Source organism: Aquirufa sp. (assembly GCF_044239315.1).
Classification (GTDB): domain Bacteria; phylum Bacteroidota; class Bacteroidia; order Cytophagales; family Spirosomataceae; genus Aquirufa.
On record NZ_JBIIBQ010000014.1, the window covers coordinates 1 to 21248 of the forward strand.

General features: G+C 33.9%; 20 protein-coding genes. 11 read left to right on the forward strand and 9 right to left on the reverse strand.

All coding sequences use genetic code 11. The features are described from left to right. The 4 genes from ACILP5_RS06475 to ACILP5_RS06490 all read right to left on the reverse strand — a co-directional run. On the reverse strand, positions 1-522 hold a 522-nt coding region (locus ACILP5_RS06475), incomplete at its 3' end, for a hypothetical protein (RefSeq protein WP_395617841.1). Between the two features lie 18 nt (positions 523-540). Then, complete coding sequence (locus tag ACILP5_RS06480; protein WP_395617842.1) at positions 541-1821, reverse strand: hypothetical protein; 1281 nt, start codon at positions 1819-1821, stop codon at positions 541-543. 3 nt (positions 1822-1824) lie between these two features. Beyond that, positions 1825-3372, reverse strand: coding sequence for an FMN-binding glutamate synthase family protein (locus tag ACILP5_RS06485; RefSeq protein ID WP_395617843.1), 1548 nt, complete (start codon positions 3370-3372; stop codon positions 1825-1827). Positions 3373-3452: 80 nt separating this feature from the next. Then, positions 3453-4001: an acyl-CoA thioesterase gene (locus ACILP5_RS06490; protein WP_395617844.1), complete on the reverse strand. Its 549-nt coding sequence runs from the start codon at positions 3999-4001 to the stop codon at positions 3453-3455. A gap of 166 nt (positions 4002-4167) precedes the next feature. Here ACILP5_RS06490 and ACILP5_RS06495 point away from each other — a divergent pair, with 166 nt between their 5' ends. Genes ACILP5_RS06495 through ACILP5_RS06525 form a run of 7 tightly spaced genes read left to right on the forward strand, consistent with a single transcriptional unit; the run spans position 4168 to position 12370 of the window. After that, positions 4168-4566: a hypothetical protein gene (locus ACILP5_RS06495; RefSeq protein WP_395617845.1), complete on the forward strand. Its 399-nt coding sequence runs from the start codon at positions 4168-4170 to the stop codon at positions 4564-4566. A gap of 11 nt (positions 4567-4577) precedes the next feature. Next, the gene (locus tag ACILP5_RS06500; RefSeq protein ID WP_395617846.1) at positions 4578-5816 is read left to right on the forward strand and encodes a DUF4407 domain-containing protein; all 1239 of its coding nucleotides are present in this window, start codon (positions 4578-4580) and stop codon (positions 5814-5816) included. A gap of 5 nt (positions 5817-5821) precedes the next feature. Continuing rightward, complete coding sequence (locus tag ACILP5_RS06505) at positions 5822-6982, forward strand: hypothetical protein (RefSeq protein ID WP_395617847.1); 1161 nt, start codon at positions 5822-5824, stop codon at positions 6980-6982. Continuing rightward, positions 6979-8193, forward strand: coding sequence for a hypothetical protein (locus tag ACILP5_RS06510; protein WP_395617848.1), 1215 nt, complete (start codon positions 6979-6981; stop codon positions 8191-8193). The genes ACILP5_RS06505 and ACILP5_RS06510 overlap by 4 nt, the downstream gene beginning before the upstream one ends. Next, positions 8193-9932 carry a hypothetical protein gene (locus ACILP5_RS06515; RefSeq protein WP_395617849.1) on the forward strand — a complete coding sequence of 580 codons (1740 nt, stop codon included), beginning with the start codon at positions 8193-8195 and terminating at the stop codon, positions 9930-9932. The genes ACILP5_RS06510 and ACILP5_RS06515 overlap by 1 nt, the downstream gene beginning before the upstream one ends. A gap of 10 nt (positions 9933-9942) precedes the next feature. Then, a complete protein-coding gene (locus ACILP5_RS06520) occupies positions 9943-10464 on the forward strand; it encodes a DUF350 domain-containing protein (protein WP_395617850.1) in 522 nt (173 codons plus the stop codon). Between the two features lie 7 nt (positions 10465-10471). Beyond that, positions 10472-12370: a hypothetical protein gene (locus ACILP5_RS06525; RefSeq protein WP_395617851.1), complete on the forward strand. Its 1899-nt coding sequence runs from the start codon at positions 10472-10474 to the stop codon at positions 12368-12370. Here the strand turns inward: ACILP5_RS06525 and ACILP5_RS06530 are convergent. Beyond that, complete coding sequence (locus ACILP5_RS06530; RefSeq protein ID WP_395617852.1) at positions 12360-13133, reverse strand: hypothetical protein; 774 nt, start codon at positions 13131-13133, stop codon at positions 12360-12362. The two genes, ACILP5_RS06525 and ACILP5_RS06530, sit on opposite strands and share 11 nt — an antisense overlap. Before the next feature lie 106 nt (positions 13134-13239). Between ACILP5_RS06530 and ACILP5_RS06535 the strand changes: the two genes are divergently transcribed. Together ACILP5_RS06535 and ACILP5_RS06540 are read left to right on the forward strand one after the other, a co-directional pair. Beyond that, positions 13240-14028 carry a hypothetical protein gene (locus ACILP5_RS06535; protein WP_395617853.1) on the forward strand — a complete coding sequence of 263 codons (789 nt, stop codon included), beginning with the start codon at positions 13240-13242 and terminating at the stop codon, positions 14026-14028. 34 nt (positions 14029-14062) lie between these two features. After that, positions 14063-14500 (forward strand): hypothetical protein, encoded by a 438-nt coding sequence (locus ACILP5_RS06540; protein WP_395617854.1) that lies wholly within the window; start codon positions 14063-14065, stop codon positions 14498-14500. Positions 14501-14961: 461 nt separating this feature from the next. Here the strand turns inward: ACILP5_RS06540 and ACILP5_RS06545 are convergent, their stop codons facing one another. From ACILP5_RS06545 to ACILP5_RS06560, 4 genes are all read right to left on the reverse strand, one after another. Next, on the reverse strand, positions 14962-15480 hold the full coding sequence (locus ACILP5_RS06545) for a hypothetical protein (protein ID WP_395617855.1): 519 nt from the start codon (positions 15478-15480) through the stop codon (positions 14962-14964). Between the two features lie 30 nt (positions 15481-15510). Beyond that, positions 15511-16533 (reverse strand): heparan-alpha-glucosaminide N-acetyltransferase domain-containing protein, encoded by a 1023-nt coding sequence (locus ACILP5_RS06550; protein ID WP_395617856.1) that lies wholly within the window; start codon positions 16531-16533, stop codon positions 15511-15513. Further along, positions 16533-17561 carry a hypothetical protein gene (locus ACILP5_RS06555; protein ID WP_395617857.1) on the reverse strand — a complete coding sequence of 343 codons (1029 nt, stop codon included), beginning with the start codon at positions 17559-17561 and terminating at the stop codon, positions 16533-16535. The genes ACILP5_RS06550 and ACILP5_RS06555 overlap by 1 nt, the downstream gene beginning before the upstream one ends. A gap of 76 nt (positions 17562-17637) precedes the next feature. Beyond that, a complete protein-coding gene (locus ACILP5_RS06560) occupies positions 17638-19446 on the reverse strand; it encodes an ankyrin repeat domain-containing protein (RefSeq protein ID WP_395617858.1) in 1809 nt (602 codons plus the stop codon). A gap of 336 nt (positions 19447-19782) precedes the next feature. Here ACILP5_RS06560 and ACILP5_RS06565 point away from each other — a divergent pair, with 336 nt between their 5' ends. Beyond that, on the forward strand, positions 19783-20403 hold the full coding sequence (locus tag ACILP5_RS06565; RefSeq protein WP_395617859.1) for a hypothetical protein: 621 nt from the start codon (positions 19783-19785) through the stop codon (positions 20401-20403). A 34-nt stretch (positions 20404-20437) separates the two neighbouring features. Beyond that, entirely contained in the window at positions 20438-21232 is a 795-nt protein-coding gene (locus ACILP5_RS06570) for an FISUMP domain-containing protein (protein ID WP_395617860.1), read from the forward strand. The last annotated feature ends 16 nt before the right edge of the window (positions 21233-21248 follow it).

Here is a 21248-nt window from a genome sequence, read left to right on the forward strand (position 1 = left end):
AGAATTTAAGTATTCAAAAAGTTCTTTTCCCTCAAGAGTAAGTTGTACTGGATTATCTTTACTTTTAAAATAGTTTTCCGCCTTATCTGTATTATCATCATATGAGGTAAGCAGATTGTCCGTGAATTTAAAGGTAAAAGCAACTACTTCTCTATTTTGTAATTTACTATCTCCATAGGCGGTAAGTTCAATTCTTTCACCTGATTTTAAAACAGATTTAGTTTCTTTCGTATTGAGAAGTACCGCCTTTATAAAGTCAATTTCTTGTCCTAACTCAAACCTCCTATTTAAAACCTTTAGGTTTAAATCGTCGATCTCACCTTTTAGCCAACTATTGAAAAAGGCGCGGTAATTTGTGATTTTAGGGGTAGTATTGACTAGTTTTTCAAAATCATTTATCGTCTTGCCATTTTTCACTAGGGCTTCCACCACCTCCGGATGATAAAAGGTATTATTGTCATTTTCTTTCAGCCAACTTTGGTAGGCTTTAATGATTTTAGGTAGGGATGTGTTTGTGATCATACTTATGTTAATTAAGGATTAGACAAGCTTTTCTTTAAAATAGAATTTAGTCCAATCATACGTTGGGATTTTGATGTATTTGTCTCCTAGGCATTTTTTCGTTAATTCTGCTGAGAAGGTTTTTGAAACGGTTGTACGTATGATGTATTTAAAATCTTTGTCTTTTTTGTGCATTTTGTGAAAACTAGTCGCAGCTTTCAAATTTAATGTTTCATCATTAGAGCAAAATATGGCACATGCGTTGTGTGGGTTTGCTTCATTGAAAATGTGGTCATAATTAGCCGCATTGCTGAGGTTTGAATTACAACAAATGATTTGTGTATTTGTTTGAAAACCATAATCATGTAAGTAACCTTGCCAAAGGTTTTCGGCATTATTATCCACAATAATTAACGTTTTGCAGAATTGGAATTCTAGGCACTCAGTTAATTGGTGCAAGAAGGCTTTCCCAAAATTTCCAAAGCCTAAAATGACAAAAGTATCAATTTTTTCTTTTAACCAATCTTCAAATAAATGATGCTCTGATGAAATGGCCTTGTCAATTTCCTTCTTTTCAAAAAAGAGCTGAGCAGCTGCACTGTGGATATTGAAAAAATGGTGATTTACTACTGAAATTTCAGAATTGTCAGACTCTAAAAATTCAATTATATCTAAATTATTAATACGTGTATACACTTTCGTTTCATTTTGAAAATGCACATCATTTTTTATTAACTGATACAGTTTTAGGTTTAGCCATTCGTTGTCTGTGATAATAAAAATACTTTTACATTTTGTTAGATTGATGAAATCTAACTCAAAATGCTCAGCTAAATCTGCCTGCATAAAGATCTTTTTCCATCCCAATAAAAGTCTAATTCCTAAGGAGGAACTCTTCAAGTTATGGTCAATAATAAGAATTTTTGCATCTGAACCCAAGCTTTCCTTAATGGCATTTTCAGCTGACTTCCCAGTTCTACCATATCCTAAAATAATATGGTAGTCCTTATTGAAAATGTAGGTAGGGATAATTGGCTTAGAGATTAAATAAACAATTTCTGTCAGTGCCGAGATAGAGATTAATGGTGCTGCAAAATAAATTATATATAGAATTATCTGATAAAAAATGGGGCCTGAAATCGGGGCCCCATAATCTTTTGCACCAAACGAAAACAAAGAGATTATATGGAAAAAAAGAATTCCAACTGACTCATGTGTTAATTCAGGTTTATCAGATACAACCACCCCATTCTTAAAACATAGAATGCCTAAGATTACGATGATGACAGGCAAGAAAATTTTTATTTGTGTATTTTTCAATTTTTACCTTCCTCCTAAATAAGAACAGTCTGCTAATTCTTGCATTGAACCAAACTGAACTTCATTTTTTTCATATTTAAAAGCTTGCTCAAGTGTGATTGTGCGATTGTTATCCCCACAACTGATATCAATGTCTTTCATTTTAATTTGACAAGGATGTTCGTAGCCACATGCGTGAGCCATTTCTAACGTTTCTTTTCTAAGAGTTTTAATGTACTTAGAGAATCGAACCGATTTTAAGGTAGGGTCTATACCGCCGCTTAGCCACTTGTTTTGTGTGGCTATTCCAGTAGGGCATTTATCCGTATGGCATTCTTGCGCTTGTATACACCCTATAGAAATCATCGCCTCCCTCGCCACATTAATTAAATCAGCACCTAGCGCCATTGCCTTCATGATTTCACTAGGGAATCCCAATTTACCAGAACCTATAAATACGATGTCATTTGTGATGCCTTTCTCTTTGAATACTTGGTAAACTTCACTGAATCCATAGATCCAAGGAAGAGCAACGTGGTCTGCAAAAGATGGAGGTGCCGCCCCTGTACCACCTTCTCCTCCATCAATGGTAATAAAATCAGGACCTTTATTTTCTTTTTTCATAATCTCAGCAAGTTCTTTCCATTGCTCTAGATCACCTACAGCAGATTTTATCCCTACCGGCAATCCCGTTCTAGCGGCAATTTCTTCTATGAAATCAACGAGCTCTCTGACATTACTAAATGCGGTGTGATAAGATGGTGAAAGTACATCTGTGTACGGCTCTACACCTCGAATGGCAGCAATCTCTGGGGTATTCTTTTTAGCTGGAAGAACACCACCTTTTCCTGGTTTTGCACCTTGAGATAGTTTAACCTCAATCGCCTTTACTTTAGCATATTTGTTTAAAACTAATTCTTCTAATTTCTCAAAACTAAAGTATCTCAAACCATCTTCTCCTGTAATACCACATCCAAAATATCCCGTTCCTATATGGAAAATAACATCGGCACCTTGTTGGTGGTAAGGAGAAAGTCCACCCTCACCTGTGTTGTGATAAGCTCCTACCATAGCGGCCCCTTGGTTTAGGGAAGATTGCGCTTGTGCAGATAAGGAACCGTAACTCATCGCCGAAATATTGACGATAGATGCTGGTCTAAATGGTTTTGCTCTTTTGTGAGAAATCCCCATCACTTTAGCACAAGGGATAAAATAAGGGTCCTTAGAACTATGATTAATGTGTTCTTTGTCCACCTTATAGGGAAACATTTTAGGATTTATGAAAATATAATTTGCGGCATAAATATCTTTATCTGTACCAAATCCTTCGTAATTATTCTCTCCTTTAGAAGAAGCATAAATCCAGGAACGTTGAGATCTATTAAAAGGTAACTCCTCTCTATTATTTGAAATAAAATATTGTCTGATTGGAGGACCTAATGTTTCAGCAAAGTACCGTAATCTACCTAAAACAGGGAAATTTCTTTTTAAGGTGTGTTTTTTTTGTGAAAGGTCCATTATGGCGATTATCAAAATGATAAAAGCAATAATCGCTAGAACAATGTAAATCATAGATAATAAAATTTAGGAGGTTATAGTTCTAAAGTTAGTTTTTGTCAGAATTAAACGCGATTAATTAATCAAGTATTTATTTAATGGTATAATTCGCATTTTTCGCCTTCGCAAAGTTGTCTCACTTCTGCTTGGCTCAAGTTGTTTAAATCAGACTTAAGCATATTTCTCTTTTCAGAAGAAAAGCGTCTTAATAGTTTTCCTTCGCAAAATCGACGCATTTGGGTTTCATCTTCGATGATTAGGCCAGGAACCTGGGTGAGTTCTCCCTTCTCATTTTTTGCGGCCATAGTGAAATAGCAAGAATTGGTATGGGTAATGATTCCAGATTTTGGCTTGAGCGTCTCCACCCGCATCCCAATAATCATTGTTGTATTCCCTACATAATTGACGGATGATTTGATGGAAACGAGATCTCCTACCTCGACTGGATTGTGAAACTCAACTCCTTCTACGGCCACTGTTACGCAATATTCTCCACTGTGTTTAGCTGCACACACATAAGCGACTTTATCCATCAATGAGAGTAGTATTCCTCCATGAATTTTACCGCTAAAGTTTGAATAGGAGGGTATCATTAACTCCGTAATTGTCGTTTCGGAATCACTTATTTTTTTGAAAGTAGTCATATGTAAGATGGTAGATTTTTTTCGAAAATAGTAAATCCAGAAAAATTTATCCCTAAAAAATAATAATTTACCAATATATTATTGTCTTTTTACCGTTAAATAAGTTTTTTATTCTCGATTATGAAGAATAAAAATATTGTCGCTATTTTTAGCAAATACCTTTTATATGATGAAAGTAGTTTTTGTTTCAAACAAGTATAAATTTCTCCTTTTTGCTTTCCCATTTATATCCGTTCGATTCTCGGTATTTAATGAACAATCATCTCATTATGAGCTACTTGTTCCGCAGGAGAAGTTAATGGAAAATTGGGTTTGGAACATTCAATTTTCTCCGTTTCGCATAAAACAGGTAAGACTTTTAGAAAATGAAATTCCTAGGCCTGAATTTGCTATTCAATTTCAAGATAAATTACCACTTAAACCTACAGGCTTAGTAAATGTAGCTATAAGCAAGCTTGTATTTAAAGGTCTAGATGTAGAAAGAAAACCAAGTAAACTTGATTTAACTAGTTGCGAATTAAAAAAAACTAACCCATTTGATTTGTCACAACTTAATCCCCAATAATTTCAATAGATATGGTAACTGAACAAAAAACAGATTCAAGTACAATGCAAGAAACTACAGCAAGTCGTCGATTTCTTAGATTTCTTTGGAATTGTGCAGGTGCAGATGTCGAATTATTAGATAAGCACTGTCCTCCTTCCGATCACTCAAAATACGCCGGTCTTGGAGGAATTGTGTTAGCCACAGGTATTTTAGCTGCCTTTTCTGCAGGTTATGCCTTTTACACAATATTCTCACCTAAAGGGGATGCTATCGATAGTACCTTATTTGTTGGTACGGTTATAGGCTCGATTGTGGGTGGTATCGTTTGGGGATTGATGATATTTAACCTTGACCGTTTTATCATTTCCTCTACTGGTAAAGGGGATGGTAAAGATAGTATTTCACTCAAAGAATTAGTGAACGCAATTCCTCGTATAATAATGGCAGTAATCATCGGTGTGACGATGTCTGCTCCATTGGAGATTAGAATTATGCAGTCTGAGATTGATGCAGAATTACAAAGTAAGCAAAATGCTTACTTAGAGAAACTGAATGCAGAATCGGATACTATTATTAATAAAAAGACAGCTTCATGGAAAGTTCAACTGGACAAAGTGGAGAAAGAGATTGAGAAAAATAAGACCTATTTTGAAACAAGACGTCTTGAATTGAAGGATCAAATGAAAGCTTTGGATGATGAGGCAGCTGGTAAAACAGCAAATGGTTCAGTAGGAATGGGGCCAGCATATCGTAGTAAAAAAGCCAATTTGGATAAATTAGAGGCTGAGCGTATTAAGGCGGAAGAAGCAGCAGCTCCAGAAATAGCTCGTTTACAGAAAAATGCGGATATATACCGTGAAAAAATGCAAAATATAGAATCTGAGCGCGAGGAGTTGAAGAAAGAAAATGTGAAGCGTAAAAATCAATTAGATGGTTTATTAGAGCGTATTCATATTTCTCACGAGATTGGAGGCTTAGTTCCTTGGGTAATTATGGCTCTTTTATTGATGATTGAAACAGGTCCGATCTTCTTCAAATTAATGATGATCAAAGGCCCATATGATTATTTGGAAGAGAATAAGAAGAAGCTAATCTTAGCAAAGTCGGGTATCATCGAGCTTCCTCCTCATGTTGAAGGAGATAAAGCTGTGGTTGAATACAAATACTTACAAGTGGATGCGATGGCTGATGTTGCCAAAGGAGCCAATGAAAGTTGGACAAATCAAGTCAACTCTGAGATTAAAGATAATCCAGCGAAATTTCTATAATCAAATTGAAGTTACTTAGATATTTGGTGGTTGATTCATTAACATTTGGCGGGAAAATCCTGCCAAGTGTTAGTGATTTAGCTGTAGTAGAGAAAATTCTATTATGGCTTAAAATCCAGTTTGCTGTATTTGCGCTGGGGTCAGTTATTTTATTCTATTTTATTTCGTTTAGTTGGATTGCAGGTATCATCACAGGGGCATTATTTACCTTTGTCTATATCTCAATTACGCTGATTTTGCTTTCTGGATTTAGAAAATCGAGTTATTTGAAAAAAGAAAAAAAGGTCTTAGCAAATGCTCAATTAGTTTTAGGAACTACTAAACTAGAAGTGGAGGATGTTTCATATGAATCAGTTCCTGAAAAGTCTCAATTGATCCCAAGCCTTATTCTTCGTTTCATCTATATTGTCGTTTTTGCTTTCACTGTTTTTTGTGGATTGACTTTAGGATTAAGCATGTTATTCTATCCTGATTTGGAAGAAATGCATGGCCAAGAAATTGTTCGCAACTATGAGAAGTCATATCCGGCATTGTATGGAAATCAAATTAAGTCCTTGTCTAATCAATTAAGCAAACTTCAATCTGATCGAAGTGCCATCGTGAAAAAACAACAAGATGTGACCTTGGAAGTAGAGCAAGCACAGGATGCGTTTCACAAGAGTTTTTTACAAGTCGATTTAACTATTTTAAATAAAAAATTACTTGATTGGGATTTATTGCACCACCAAGAATTAATCAACTTACCTGCTAAAATTAAAGCGTTAGATGACGAATATAATGCAGGTTTGGATAAACTTCGACTGACAATTCAATATAATAAATACGGGATTTACAGAATACAGCATTTCTTGAAAAAACTCATGATAATTGCTATTCTTTTAATTTGTGGGCTCATTTTTCTGTTCATATACCCTTTTTACTTACGATATAAAATGGTTTTGTCTGAATCTGATTTAGATATAAAGCTTGAAATTAATACGGTAGATTTTATTAAGAAAGAATATGTGAATGCGAGTAATGAAATCAAGAAATTGATGGATGAATATAATTATTCGGATTATAAAGTAGATAGTGCTGAACCATTTATGCCTACGGTTAGGTTAAAATCAGAGAAGGTGGCTTTAAAAAATCAGTTGGATACTTTTTTAACTAATGAATTGACATGAGTATACATATAACTCCTGAAAATTACGGTAAAAAGGTAGATGATTCATTTTTTGCCTTTGGCCATGTAAAGGCACTTTTTAAAGGCCCTGAGCATCTTGAAAATGAGGTTGTATCAAGTATTTCCAATAAGACGAATGCAAAATCAATCCGCGTTTTCGACATTATCCTTTACAAGGATATTAACATTACAAATGCGAATGTTATCCCTAATGAACTTTGGGATTCTACCATTGCTGAAGTTAAAAAAGGTAGTTATTTTCACTCTACATTAGAAGATCAAATTGCGGTAAATTTTAGTAAGCCCTATTTTTCCAATGTTGATTTTCTGAGAACACCCGTTTATCGTCCTGAGTGTTTTATCAAGGATCCAGTTATTAATTATTCTTTACTTAAGGAGGGATATACTTTTGGTGAAATTGAGGGAGAACTTTATTTTAAAGTAGGCGATCCTAAGCCTGTGGCTGCAGTAAAAAAGCCTGTTGTCACTCCAATTACGGTTCAAGCTACACCAATAGTTCCTGTAACACCTACAGCACCCGTACAACCAGGAATTGGTTGTTTGGGTCTTATAATGAGTTGGTTTAACTTTTCATGGGCTGTTCCGCTAGTTCCAGGCGGCTATACTAGACAAGATGCCCCGGCACTTCAAAAAGCAGGATGCCTTTGGCCATTGCTAAGAATTTTAGGTCTTTTATTCTTGATGTTATTTTTGCTTAAAGGCTGTATGAATTATTCGTCTACTGTTTGGGAAAAATCAAATAGTGATGCTATTAAAAATGATGCCAAATTAGATATCCCTACCGGACAAGAAAAACTAGATCAAAGTAGTCAATTAGCGAAAATATTACCGTCAGAAGCGGCTAAAATGAAAAAGAATAAGTTATCAGACACCACCTTTGTGGTTCCTCCTGGCAATTATAAATTGGTGTTTTTTGATTCAAATAGACAAGATAATGATAAGATTCGCCTGAGTTTAAATGGTCGTGAACTAGCTCATTCTCTAGAAATTTTTAATTCAAAACAAGAAGTTGTGCTTAAGAATATGCGTTTTGGAAAAAATATTATTGATTTCGAGGCCTTAAGTAATGGTAAATATGGGATTTGTACTGCCGAAGTTTACTTAGTCAACATGGATGATGGAGCCACGCAAATGTATAAGTTTTACAATGTTCAAGGGTTTAAAAAACGGATATTTATTGAACAACATTAATGGCAATTAAAATAAAAGATGTTTGGGTTAAGGGAGATTTAAAAGCGTTATCGACTTTTGATGAAACTTATTTGTCTACAGGTTCCAGACAAGTAAATGATATTTCTTTGTCCCATATTGAAATTTCTAATGCTGTGATCTTGGATCAATTTGATCCCCAATTAGAACGTAAAGATCCATATATAGAATACTCATCTATTATTTCTGATGTTAAAATTCGATTTAAAGGGGCTAGCCATGATGAAGTAGCTTTCTCTGAGGATTTGGATTGGATGTTATTAAATGATATTGTTTTTTTCCAAAAAATCCATTTGAATGATGTAGACAACCACGTTATTAATGGAACTGTTTTTTTTAAGCGACGAATTAAAATTACCGTCCCTGATCCTCCTAATCTGAAAGTTTCAAGGACTCAAGTTATTCTAAATAATCAATTTGGTGGTAGACCTATTGTCAGAGAAGAGGTTATCAAACCAGTAGTTAATGAGGTTAGATTTAGACCTGTAAATAAAAGATTGCAGTCGTTTTTTGCAACGGAGAAGAAGAATTTCTTAGGCTCACTTTTTGTAATTGCCTTGCTTCTGTTTCTGTTCTATAACACTTCATTTTTCCCCCTCATTTTTATTGCGGGTATTGTTTATCTAGTTTGGTCCTTTAAAAAGCTATCTGTTGGTTATTCAAATCTAACGCCTAATCAAGGGGATGATGGTGGTTCTCCTGTTGATATCTATAAACCTAAGAGTACAGTAAAAGATCAATCCTGGAGTCCATTCAGTAAATTTATTTTGTTCATATTAGTACTCTTGATACTTTTTGCCTTAGGAGCGAAGAATTATGGATTACTTAAGTTCTTAGGTATTGTTGCCTTTATTTGGTTCTTACTTAATTATTTCACTTCTGGGTTTGGGCTACTTAAAAAGGTGTTTAATCTGATTGGAGGATTGATTTTAGGTCTATTGGGACTTATGGCACTCTGGTTCATTTTAGGAGGGAACAATACTTCTGTAGCTGACGATAGTCAAAAAGAAGACTTCATTAAGAATAATAAAATTCTAAAAACAGGGGATTCATTATTACACTTTAGGAATTGGAAAGATTATAATGTGCAGCAATTATCCGGCAAGTACTTTACATTTTATCCTGAATTTGACAAAGCTGCTAAGTTTAGAAACGACTATGAATCCAATGATTTTTCTGCAGTTTATCAAAGTCTAGTGGACAAAGATGCTAAAATAGTTGAAGTTTATGCGAAACTATTTGACAGCTTAAACACTGCGAATAAATGGAATAGGCAACAATTAGCGGAGGCTGTAGTAACATCTATTCAAACGATACCATATGTCTTAGTTCATGATCAATCCTGTCAACAAGCGATAAAAGAGAGTGGTAGTTCCTTTTTAATTCAGTACCATAAGGATGGGAAGGAATGCTTGCCAGATATTAAGTACGGAGTGCAGGGAGGGTATGAATTTTTACATAATCTTAAGGGGGATTGCGATACCAGATCACTCTTATGTTTTGAAATTTTGAGTAGATTTAAGTTTCCCGTGGCTATGTTGATTAGCGAAGAATATGGACATTGTATCTTAGGAATAGACTTACCTTTAAAGGGCAAATCTGTAGGAAATTACCAACATAATTATTTAGTATGGGAGACTACAGCTCCCGGATTTAAACCTGGTGAGTTATCACCTGAAATTTCTGATATGGATAAGTGGCATATTGCCATCACAAATTAAATTTATAACAATGAATAGCATCGCACTTTATTTAGGATTATTGGAGGTCGTTTTAGGCTTAGTCTACGGCATTTTACTGAGTTTCTTTGTTTTTTGGCTAATGAAGAAACTCTTTTTAGACAAAATGGAAGTTAGGTATGACAATTTAGCTTTTGGCGTATTGATGGCTTTTGTGCTTTTTTCAGTAGGTAAAATGGTCAGTTCTGCGTTACAACCTGCCGTTGATTTTACGAATCGTTTAATGAATATGGGTCTTCAAATTGAAGAGGTATTAGGTCGTGCGAGTTATACTATCACTGGATTTTTTCTGGTAAGCACGATTGTGGCAGGTATCATTGTTGCTATTTCGTTCGTCTTATTTAACTGGTTGACTCAGGGTTTAAATGAGTTTGATGAGATCAAAAATAAAAACGTAGCGGTCGCCTTAATTTCAGGTACTATTATCTTGGTTATTACACAATTTGTGGCTGGAGGAATGGAGATGATTTTTGAAGCATTTATTCCATATCCACAGACGCCTAGATTATTCTAATTTTGTTATGTTACAGAAATTCAAATACCGTTTTGATCTATTGATTAGTCAAAATCCAAGAGGATTATTGATACTATTAACAATAGGCTCTTTATTGATTTTAGCCTTTATATCTGGGTTAATTACATTGTTCGATTCTGATTCAGGTAGCTTTTGGGCTAATTATGAAGAAGTGATAAATATTACTTTGTCTCCTGCATTAAAAGTTCATTCAAGTCTTTTCTTAACAATACTTTATGTTTTTGTCGCTGCTTTAGGACTTTTATTGATTAGTGTTTTAATTGGTATTTTGACAAGTATTATTGAGTCTAGAATAATTGAATTGCGAAGAGGTAGATCCAAAGTTTTAGAAAAGAATCACTCCGTTTTCTTAGGTTGGTCAAATAAATTATTTACAGCTATTAAAGAACTTTCTGAAGCTAATAAAAGTCTTAGAGATGCCAGTGTAGTAGTTTTATCTATTCGCGATAAAGTCTTTATGGAGGAGTATTTACTTCGTGAAATACCCGAAAATTCTACTACTAAAGTGATTTGCAGAACAGGTGACCCTAGTGATTCTAAAGATCTTGAAATCATAAGTCCTAATGAAGCAAGATCGATTGTCTTGTTAGCTACAGATGATGAATTTAGTGATTCAATGGTTTTGAAAAGAGCCCTAGCCTTACAGAAAAACGAATTGGTTAATTGTCCCGTGATTGCTGAAGTTAACTCAGCTGAGAACGCTGAGGCTTTAAAATTGTTGTCAAAGCTAACTGTCATTCAACCTCGTAATTTCATTATGCGTCTTTTAGCTCAATCATTAAAAGAGCCGGGTTTAAGTAAAGTGTATTCTGAATTATTAACTTTTGAAGGGAAAGAGATCTATTTTTGGCCTCAAGAAAATCAATTAAATCTTTTCAATCAATTTGTCGTAGGTCGGCCTTTTAGTGAGGTAGTATTTGAATTCGAAAATTCAAGTTTAATTGGGGTTGTACATGATTATTTATCATTAGATGGTAATGCACAAACTACTGCAGTAAAATTATTACCTGATTTGGATTATGTAATTCAATCTAGTGATCGATTGATATTAATATCCGAAGATGATTCTACGATTGGTGGTTCTTTAGGAAAGTCTACTTTAAATAATTGGGAAACCAAAGATAATTTAGATTTAACCTATTCGTATGTTGCTAAACACATAACCATAATAGGTTGGCATAATTGGGGTGATATTTTGTTAACAGAATTACAAATGCAGTTACCTGCGGGAAGTCAAATTGAATTAATTTACAATTCAGAATTGTCAGATGGCCCAGATCAATCGCTTATAGACAGTTTAACTAATTTGAAGATAAATGTACAAATTCAAAATAGTCTGAAACGTGATGCATTTAATGCCATAAATTGGGTCACTACCGATAGTATTTTACTTTTAGGATATCGGGATAAATTAAATTTGCAACAAGCGGATGCCTATACTTTGTTGACATTTACACATATTAAGTTCTTAAGGGATTCTCAAAAGCGGGATATTAATATTTGTTGTGAAATTTTAGATCCTAAAAATGGAGAGTTAATTGAAGGAACGCGAGATGACGAATTTGTTGCTAGCGATGAATTAGTAGCTAAGTATTTAATTCAATTATCTGAGAACAAGTACTTGAAAGCTGTATATACAGACTTACTTGATGAGTCGGGGTCAGAATTATTTTTAAGACCGGCTCTGTCTTACGTGTCAAAAGATAGGTCTATTACTTTTGCCGAACTAGTGAATATAGGCCTAACTAGAAATGAAATTGTGGTAGGATTGCAATTGAAAACAAGTGCTCGTAATCATAAAATAGATTCTATTCTTTCTCCATCGAAAAAGTCTAGCTTTCAATTAAGAGAGTACGATCGAATAATAGTGATTGCTAATAATTAGCATTTATATATTCTAAGTGTTTGTTGAAAATATCTAATGATATTTCAGTGCCACTTTCTCCATTTGCTTGGTAATCAAAAGGATCATCTAAATCCTTAATTAGGATGATCATATAAATGATTAAAAAGGTAACTAAAACGGTGAAAAATAAGGCTGCAAAGAACGGTTCGATTTTAATGAAAATAAGTCCTGCAGAAATGACAAAGGCCATTGATTCTACGATTGCATAAGCTGAACTGATAAAGTTGGTTTCTCTGATTGCTTCAATGCGTAATAAGTTCTTTCTAACGGTACTAATTTCATTTTTTATTCTAATTAAGAAGTTTGCTTGCACTCCTTCTTTATCTAATTGAATAATGATGGAATTAAGTACATCGAATTGAGTTAATAGTTCAGAAGTTTCGATTTCTTTATAGAGCCAAGACTTAATATTGTTTGCTAATTTTTTTTGAAACGCTATAAATTGTTTGAAAGTATCTTCTGAATAATGATGTTTTAATGTCAAACTATCATCTAAAATATTTTTTAATGAAGTGGTAATTTCTCCAGGTATTTTCTCACTCTCTTTGTAGTCTGATAAGACCCCAGAAATTAAAAATCCAATTAAGAATATGGTAGCTCCAACTAAACTCGTGAACAAGGCATTTAATTCCATCATCTCTAGCCCATAATGGTGGAATATAGTTTTAATTAGTAATATAACTGCGATAATGGGAATTACTTGTAGTAGAATCTTCCACTTGATATAAAGTTGTTTTTTCATAATTCTTATTTGATTTATAAAATTAATGCTTCTTTTTCTTTTATTAATAATATGGTAACATTAATTTAATAGATAGTCTAAATGATCGTTTGAAATTTCTTTTATTATGAGAAAAATACTGTTTTTATTCCTTTTTTTTCCTTTTGTAACGGTTGCACAAGTTTTAGTAATTGACCGAGAATTTTCGAGTGATTCCTTAAACAAGAATTACATTCTTTCAGGCACATTTAGTTATAATTCAGATAAGCAAAAAAACAATGTAACTGAGTTTAGTTCGAACTTTGAGTATGATCGAATATTCGGTAATCAGTACGCTTTCATAAGTTCTATTAAAAATGACCTAACTAGTAATGGAGGTGATTTAATTCAAAACGAAGGCTTAATTCAACTGCGTTATCGAGATAATGACACTCGTAAATTTAGCCCAGAATTATTTTTGCAATACCAATGGAATGGTGCTTGGGGGATGGAAAATCGTTTATTACAAGGTATTAATCTTAGAGAGCGTTGGATTGAGAAAAGTGGTTTCGATTTAATCACTGCTACAGGAGTGTTTAGAGAGGTAGAAAAATGGAATTGGAATGGGGTCAAAGAGAGTCTTGTACCTGTCGGTGCAGGTGTTATCGAAAAGGATCTCTTTCGTCTTAATACGTACCTGAAATCAGGTGTTCAAATTGCAAAGAATGTAGACTTCTCAGCTATTACTTTTCTACAATTTCCTTTGAATGCTGATTTCGCAAAACCTCGTTGGTTTTGGGATTGCAATTTAAATTTTAATATGTCTAAAAACCTTAATTTCCAGATTCATTACGATCATATGTTAGATATGAATCGAGTGGTTCCCATATCAAATTATTATTATAGTGTTTCGACGGGGATTCAGATTGTGTTGTAAGTGAATTAGTACTTTTAAAAAACAAATTTTGATTATGAGTTTAGAAACAATGTTATCAATTGCATCTATTATAGTAAATATAATAGGTTTTTATTTCGTTATTCGACAGATAACACAACAAGCTTTGGCAACTCGAGGGGAAACTTATACAAGTCTGTGTGGACTGTCCTATGAAATATTAATACTTATACATGATAATACATTTCTATATGACTATTTCTACAACAATAAAAAGCTTGAAGATAATTCTGAACACAAGGTTCAAGTATTGATCTGTTGTGAAATGATTGCCAACTATTGTGACAATGTGACATTGCAACGTGAAAATATTCCTAAACATATCTGGCAGAGATGGAAAAACTTTATCGTGGGGCAATTAGAAATCAGTATTGTTCTTAAAGAATTTATGATGGAGTATAAAAGCTGGTATTCTCCTGAGATGATTTCAATATTAGATGAGTTTGAAAAATAATATAAATAGGCTACCCGTTGTTAAATAAAAAAATGATTCTAAAACGTTTTGTACTTCTTTCATTATTAATTCTCAATTCACTAACCACCTTTGGACAATGCTATGTTTCAGAATATTCATCTAATAGACGAATCTTAAAGGTTGATGGGGATTATGTAATTGATTATTCGTCTAATCGTCGAATTTATAAATTCGAGAATGATTACTTGGTGACTTATTCGGGATATAAGCGACTTTTGAGGTTTGAAGGACAATATATTGTTAGAATTTCAGACTATAAGAGAATAGCAAAATGGGATGGGGAATATTTGATTCAATATTCTAACTATCGAAGAATTGCAAAATTAGAATGTCCTGGTCGTAGGAGTGCACTAGCCGCAGCGGCCTATTTATTAAACTAAACATAAATCAGCACGCTTAATTTTCTGGAAGAATCATATTTTTCTGATAAAGTTTAAACATTATTCTTCAGTCTTTACCAAGCTACCTATTAATACAACCATCAAGATACCTGCGCCAGCTACTGCGGCTGTTCTCGTGTTATTTTGTGTCCCATCTCTGTAGCGACCGTCTTTTTTTCCTGAACCCATTGCCAGTAGGATCAAAGCGGTAAGTACAGGGATGAGTAAAAGGAGTGCAATTTTGGTTAAAATAGAAATGATTACATGCATTATATCCTTGTTTTTAGAAGCTGATAAGCAGATGCTAATCAGGAAAATAACGATGGATCCAATCAAAAGGTAGTCACTGATTTGATCGTATTGATTGTTATAAACTAATTGAAAAGCAACGTAAGTAATTAATAGGGAAGAGGTTAGAAGCAAAACGAAGTCACCCCAGCCGCAAATTATTTTGCAAGTGGTTTTAGAAGAATAAACTTTTCCGAAAATATAGCTAATGATTAAAAATGCCCCAAATTCTATTTTATATAGTAGAATGGTGTTCAATAATTCAAAGAAATAGTGTTGAAGTAAATTCATTGTTTTAAAATTTGGTTTATATGATATTCGTTACCTAAGACCTAGTATTTGTCTAATTGGATTTGGTATAAATTCGAGGTAATTCTTTTTTAATACGAACTGCAATCCCTTTACTAATACATAAACTAGTAGGATAAAAATGGAGTAAGAGTAAACGGGTTTAATGCTAAAGTCTACATTAGCTAACGGTTGTAAGACAAATGATATAATCACAGTGTGTAAGACGTATACAAAGAGGCTATGCTCGCCTAACTTGGCTATGTGTAAAAAGAAGCTAGGAAGGTGTAATAATTGAATGGCTGCTAAACTGACGGCTAAAGTTAATGTGGTAGTAAATAGAAAATAAGGCAGTTCTACCGGATAAAATAATTCGACGTATCCATTTCGGATGTCTTGCAAAATAGGGTTATAAACTAGATAAATGAAACTTAGTGCACAAGCTAAAATACTAAGGAAAATGGCATAATTGTTTATCCATTTCTTTTTATAAATTTCACCTACTATACTACCTAACATGCTGAAGGAGAGCCAAGGAAAAAGGGGGAACCAGCCGTCAAAGAATAATCTTTTGTACTCAAATAGGTGCTCTGCATGAAGAGAATTGCCCACCAAAATATCGCTGTTTGTAAAACGGTAATTGATGGCGGTATGTAGGGCAAAGTGAATGAGTATAACTGCTAGCCAGATTATTCCCTTAAATGCGAGGGAGCTATTTATAATTGCCAAATTAATTAGCAAAGAAAATCCGATTAGGTACAATATGTCGAAAGTATTGAATGGTTTAATTCCCCAAATAACTGTATCAATAAATGCTCCCGTCGCTATTAAATAACCTGCATTTCGCCATTTGGCCCAATTCTTTTCACCTGGCTTTATGGTTATACTTAAAACGAATCCTGATAAGAATATGAAAATAGGTGCAGCCAAAGAACAAAAAAGACGAAACTCATATGATATAGACCCTTTAACTAAATAGGGACTAGCATTAGCAACAATCATAATGAAAATGGCAACTGTCCTAAGTAAGTCTATTCCTGGTAATCTTGTCTTCATTAAATTGCGAATAAAATAGTAGCTGTAAAGAACAATAACGGGAATAAAAATCTGAATACTAAATCAATTTTTTTTGCTTTGAGTTTTTGACTTTCAATGCCTGAATCATCTAAATAGAAGGTGACTAATGATTGAGCCATTGTCAAAGCAATTAAAAAATAGCAAGTATAAAAGATTTTGTCGATGTAAATGATATATCCTATTTCAGGTAGTTCTCCTGATACTGCTAATTGAAACGCAATAGCACTTAATAGGGATGTTACAGTTAAGCCAGCTGCGATATCAATTTTTTCAGCAGGCAAGTAAAATACAAAATAGACTAGTAAAAGGATGATCATCAAGGGGATCAGCAATTTGCTAATGTAGGGTACAAAAGATCGGTTTAATTTAATTGTTGTATCGATTCTACTATAAACTGATATTGGGTCAAATTCAGGGTCGCCAAAATTCGAATTGTAGACTCCTTTCCCTATTTCAATGTCAGATTTAGAGAAGAAGTAACTTTCATTTTTGTTTGTAATTAAATCGTTCGAAAATCCCCACAGATGTCTGCTTTGTTTAGAGTTAATATAAGAGGAGGTGTCTGCCGATATTTCAAATTGATTGCCTGGCAAAAGAGAGTTCTCAATGCTGATTTTTAGTGTTTGAACATCAAGTGGATACATTCTAAAATCGGGATTGAAGTAGAATGCGCCTTGGTGAAAACCAGTATAGTAGAATTTATTCTTTTCGATTTCACGAGTTTCTTGAATTTCTTGTTTAAATCCCTCAATCGGGAAATCGACAGCATTAACATATTCCATATTGGTAATCACATCGTTAGAAATTCCCGTTTTAGTAGAATCGTTATCGAAAATCATCCACCAATAAAACTCAGTATTAAATTTGCCCTCTTTATAATCTGGGACTAACTTCTTTATATAGATTCCAAATCGCACTTTTACTTTCTCCTCTTTTGCGAAAATTGTGTGTGTGAAAAATGGTAAAATAAGAAGGCAACTCAGCGTAAGGGTAATTTTCTTAAGCATATTAACTGGGATTTAATTTAACTGCAATGTACTTATTTAATATAAAAAAAAGGCTCAATTTTGTGAGCCTTTTTCTTTAAAACATCGATGGATCAGGTCTGCTGATATCGGTAGTCCATTTAGAATCCTCTAGTAATTGATTTGCATTGTCGAAAGTTTGGAAGCCTTCGCCACCTGTTCCCTCTTTCCATACAGATTGTCCCTTACTGGCATCAATAGTCTCTTTTCTGACTTCATAAATTGCTTCGACAATTGATATATAGGATCCATTTCCTTTGGCAACAAATTCATCAAAGCTTAAATACCCCCCGTTATCTATGTGAAGATTCATTCTTTCTACCCTTACTGCACCATCCTCTAGCGTTTCAAATGTAATCTCAGAAAGGCTATCCCATGAAAACAACATATTGACATTATCGTCTCCTTCGTGTGCTCCGTAGAAACCATTTTTATTTACGGCCACCCAAGAGACTACATCTTCCTTCCAAATAACAAAAGGTATTACCCACCAGGCGTTCTTCATCTCATTTTGAAGTTCAACCGGGGCATAGGAAAGAATGGGGATTACCTTCTCTGATGTGATTGCATTTTTAATTTGTGAGAGTTGTTTTTGCTTGAATTTTGGGAAATTAATATCATCGATTAACGTGCTTACCCAAGAAGGTATATTTGCTGTAATACCTAAGGAAAACGCATACTGAATCGATTTCTCTTGCCATTTACGTAGGTATTCTTTTGCCTCTGGAGTACTATTTGTATGATTGATTAGTGGAAAATCTGCCTCCTCCGCTTCTTCGGTTGTTTCAATAAACTCTTCAGTCTCCTCCTCTTCAACTACTTCCTCTTCTGATTCGACTTCAGTTTCTTCCTCTGTTGAATCTCCATATAAAACGTTCTCTATCACACTCAATTTTGCCTCATTAAACCCTGCTAGTTTTCCTTCAACAGCTAATGTTCGAATTGCATCGAAGAAATAACTTCCATTAGCACAAGGTTCCATCAAACAGGTTAGATCAGCCTTGTGTTGAATCAGTAATTCAATTACAGGCCAAACTTGATTTAAAACAGCTTCTCTTAAAGGTGTTCCGCCCTCTTCAGAGTGGTATTCATTTGGTTGAAGTACACGTCTATTGATATCCACACCTGCCTCTATTAATAATTTCACTGCCTCGGTTCTACCATTTGCTGCGGCTAAATGAATGGGAGTACGCGAATCTGTGCCTAGTATATCTGGATTTGCACCTGCATCAATTAAGGCTTTCAATACCTCATTTTGTCCATCCCAAGCTGCGAAGTGTATGGCGGTATATTTATCTTGGCCAGAATCTAAAATATCTAAATCACCCCCTTCTTGAATGATTCGATTTACGGTGTCCATATCACCATTTTCGGCGGCCGAAATGAGTTCTGGTCGATCAAAAATCATTTCAACATTTTCAGTATTTCCTTCGAGAGCAGCTAATAAATTCTCTAGTAATGCTTCGTCAATAGGTACGATTTCTTCCTCATCTTCATTACTTACTTCTTCTTGAACTGGACTGGTTTGAGAACTTTCATTAGTGAAAGCATTTATTAGCGTAGATGCGCCGCTTAGGGCTTCTTCAACTGTTTCAAATGGCGTATTTCCAGCTAATCTGATGCCTTGAGAATAGGCTTCTAGTACGGGATTTGCAGCTAATATAGGGGCCAAAAACTCTTCGTCTCTACAGTAAAATCCTACTTTGATCGTGTTTTTTGAGGTATTAAAGAATAAATGAGTTCCCTTAGCTGGATTTAATGCTGGAATATGGATGTCAAGGTAATTGTCCTTGTTCACCTTTTTTACGATTGCATCAGAATATTTTGAGCTGATACCACTGACTAACTGATCTTGAATTGTGCTCATTGAGTGTTAATATTATGTTTTACTATTGAAATATCGAAAAAAATCCCACCATTTATCGGTAGCCTAGTCACCGGAGCCCCAATTATACCAAACTAAATTTCTTATTTATCCAGGCTTTAATTTGATTCTAATTAACTAGTATTTTATTTTCAATTAGCTTTTTTTAAAAAAACCATTTGTATCTACGTTGAATCAAATATTAGTTATAATATTTATTTAAGAAAATGAAATTTATTAAACGGTTTTTTAATTTTTTGCCAATAAAAATATTCAAGAAGTACCATTTTATTTTATTTAATATTGTTATAATTGTCAGTGAATTAAGCAATTAACTTTATGGGAAAATCTAAATTTTCAATTTTTACACTTATAATACTTTGTTGTTATGTCGTCGTATTTATTTTAGCGGCAAATGAAGTGGGCTATGTGAAATTAATTTTGGCTGGTTTGACAAGTCTATTGTCCTTTACCATAGTAAATCAATTAAAGATTAAGGAGGTAGTTGATAATGAGAATTTTATCTACAATCCTTCAGAGTTTCCATGGTATTTAGCCCTATTTATAACGCAATTTTCAGGTTATGCATTGTATAAAAACGTTGATCATAATGAATTGCTAGCCTCAAGCCATCTGTTCACTTTGCTGTTTATACTGATGTACTTCGTAATCCCTTCTTTAGTCATTTTGGTTATTTTAATTAATAATAGAAACGATAAAATTATACTTAATGCTAAGACTTTGACTTGGCAGGATAATAACCAAGAAGTATCTATACCATTAGGAAATATTAAATCAGTAGATGTTTTGTCAGAGCGTTATTTAGTGGTATTTGTGAAGTCTCAACTGCAACTATCTCTTACTGATGGAGGACTTAAATTTGTCCCTACCTATAAAATGAATTTCACCTTCAAAGGTACTCGCCAAGTTTGGGATAAATTAAACCTGTTGTTAAAGTAAACATTTCAATATCAATTTAGAATTCGTCTGTATTATGGAATATATAGTTAAGATTTTCTCCTATTTATTATTAAGTGTTCTGGTTGTAAATATTTTTTATGTTGTATCGATTCCATTTCATTCTTTAAGTTCCTCGGGTGATAAATTATTTACGAAGGAGGGGGTATTTGCTGATATGGAAGGCAATAAGTATAAAACAGTAACCATTAATGGAGTTGAATGGGCAGCAGAAAATATTCGATCATCTAAATTTAAAGATGGACGTGAAATTTTCCATGCTACTAATATGGCAGAATGGGATAGTGCCAATAAATTCAAAATTCCTGCTTGGGCAAATTATAATTTTGATTCCAAAATGGATGCTAAGTATGGAAAGCTTTATAATTATTATGTAGTTTTAGATAAAGTGGGGATTGCTCCAGCAGGTTGGCATTTGCCTTCAATCAAGGATTATTTTCAATTGGTGAAATTTGCTAAAATTGAAGGAATATCAAGGACACAAAAGCTTAAGATACCCGAATATTTTGATGGAGAAAACGACGCTGAATATATGCGAAGTGAGAAACAAGCGTGGGTTTATGATTGTGAAAGAATCTACTCGTTAGAGCGATATTTTCCAATTGATAAAGGAACAAATGAGACTGGTTTTGGTGCTCTTCCAGGTGGATATTTATTCGCAGATAGTAATGGCACTTCTTTTTTAAAGGAGTCTTTTTACAGTGGATGGTGGGGAGCTGATAATACTGTAATGTTAATTGATGAGCACGAAGAAGTCTATTTAGTAGATAGTAAAAATATTTCAGGCTTTTACATTCGACTAATCAGGTAGGATATACACGATTTCT

Bases quoted from the DNA above. Each gene is read 5' to 3' on its own strand.
- ACILP5_RS06485 (WP_395617843.1), bottom strand. From the start codon at position 3,372: ATGATTTACATTGTTCTAGCGATTATTGCTTTTATCATTTTGATAATC.
- ACILP5_RS06490 (WP_395617844.1), bottom strand. From the start codon at position 4,001: ATGACTACTTTCAAAAAAATAAGTGATTCCGAAACGACAATTACGGAG.
- ACILP5_RS06495 (WP_395617845.1), top strand. From the start codon at position 4,168: ATGATGAAAGTAGTTTTTGTTTCAAACAAGTATAAATTTCTCCTTTTT.
- ACILP5_RS06500 (WP_395617846.1), top strand. From the start codon at position 4,578: ATGGTAACTGAACAAAAAACAGATTCAAGTACAATGCAAGAAACTACA.
- ACILP5_RS06510 (WP_395617848.1), top strand. From the start codon at position 6,979: ATGAGTATACATATAACTCCTGAAAATTACGGTAAAAAGGTAGATGAT.
- ACILP5_RS06515 (WP_395617849.1), top strand. From the start codon at position 8,193: ATGGCAATTAAAATAAAAGATGTTTGGGTTAAGGGAGATTTAAAAGCG.
- ACILP5_RS06520 (WP_395617850.1), top strand. From the start codon at position 9,943: ATGAATAGCATCGCACTTTATTTAGGATTATTGGAGGTCGTTTTAGGC.
- ACILP5_RS06525 (WP_395617851.1), top strand. From the start codon at position 10,472: ATGTTACAGAAATTCAAATACCGTTTTGATCTATTGATTAGTCAAAAT.
- ACILP5_RS06530 (WP_395617852.1), bottom strand. From the start codon at position 13,133: ATGAAAAAACAACTTTATATCAAGTGGAAGATTCTACTACAAGTAATT.
- ACILP5_RS06535 (WP_395617853.1), top strand. From the start codon at position 13,240: ATGAGAAAAATACTGTTTTTATTCCTTTTTTTTCCTTTTGTAACGGTT.
- ACILP5_RS06540 (WP_395617854.1), top strand. From the start codon at position 14,063: ATGAGTTTAGAAACAATGTTATCAATTGCATCTATTATAGTAAATATA.
- ACILP5_RS06545 (WP_395617855.1), bottom strand. From the start codon at position 15,480: ATGAATTTACTTCAACACTATTTCTTTGAATTATTGAACACCATTCTA.
- ACILP5_RS06550 (WP_395617856.1), bottom strand. From the start codon at position 16,533: ATGAAGACAAGATTACCAGGAATAGACTTACTTAGGACAGTTGCCATT.
- ACILP5_RS06555 (WP_395617857.1), bottom strand. From the start codon at position 17,561: ATGCTTAAGAAAATTACCCTTACGCTGAGTTGCCTTCTTATTTTACCA.
- ACILP5_RS06560 (WP_395617858.1), bottom strand. From the start codon at position 19,446: ATGAGCACAATTCAAGATCAGTTAGTCAGTGGTATCAGCTCAAAATAT.
- ACILP5_RS06565 (WP_395617859.1), top strand. From the start codon at position 19,783: ATGGGAAAATCTAAATTTTCAATTTTTACACTTATAATACTTTGTTGT.
- ACILP5_RS06570 (WP_395617860.1), top strand. From the start codon at position 20,438: ATGGAATATATAGTTAAGATTTTCTCCTATTTATTATTAAGTGTTCTG.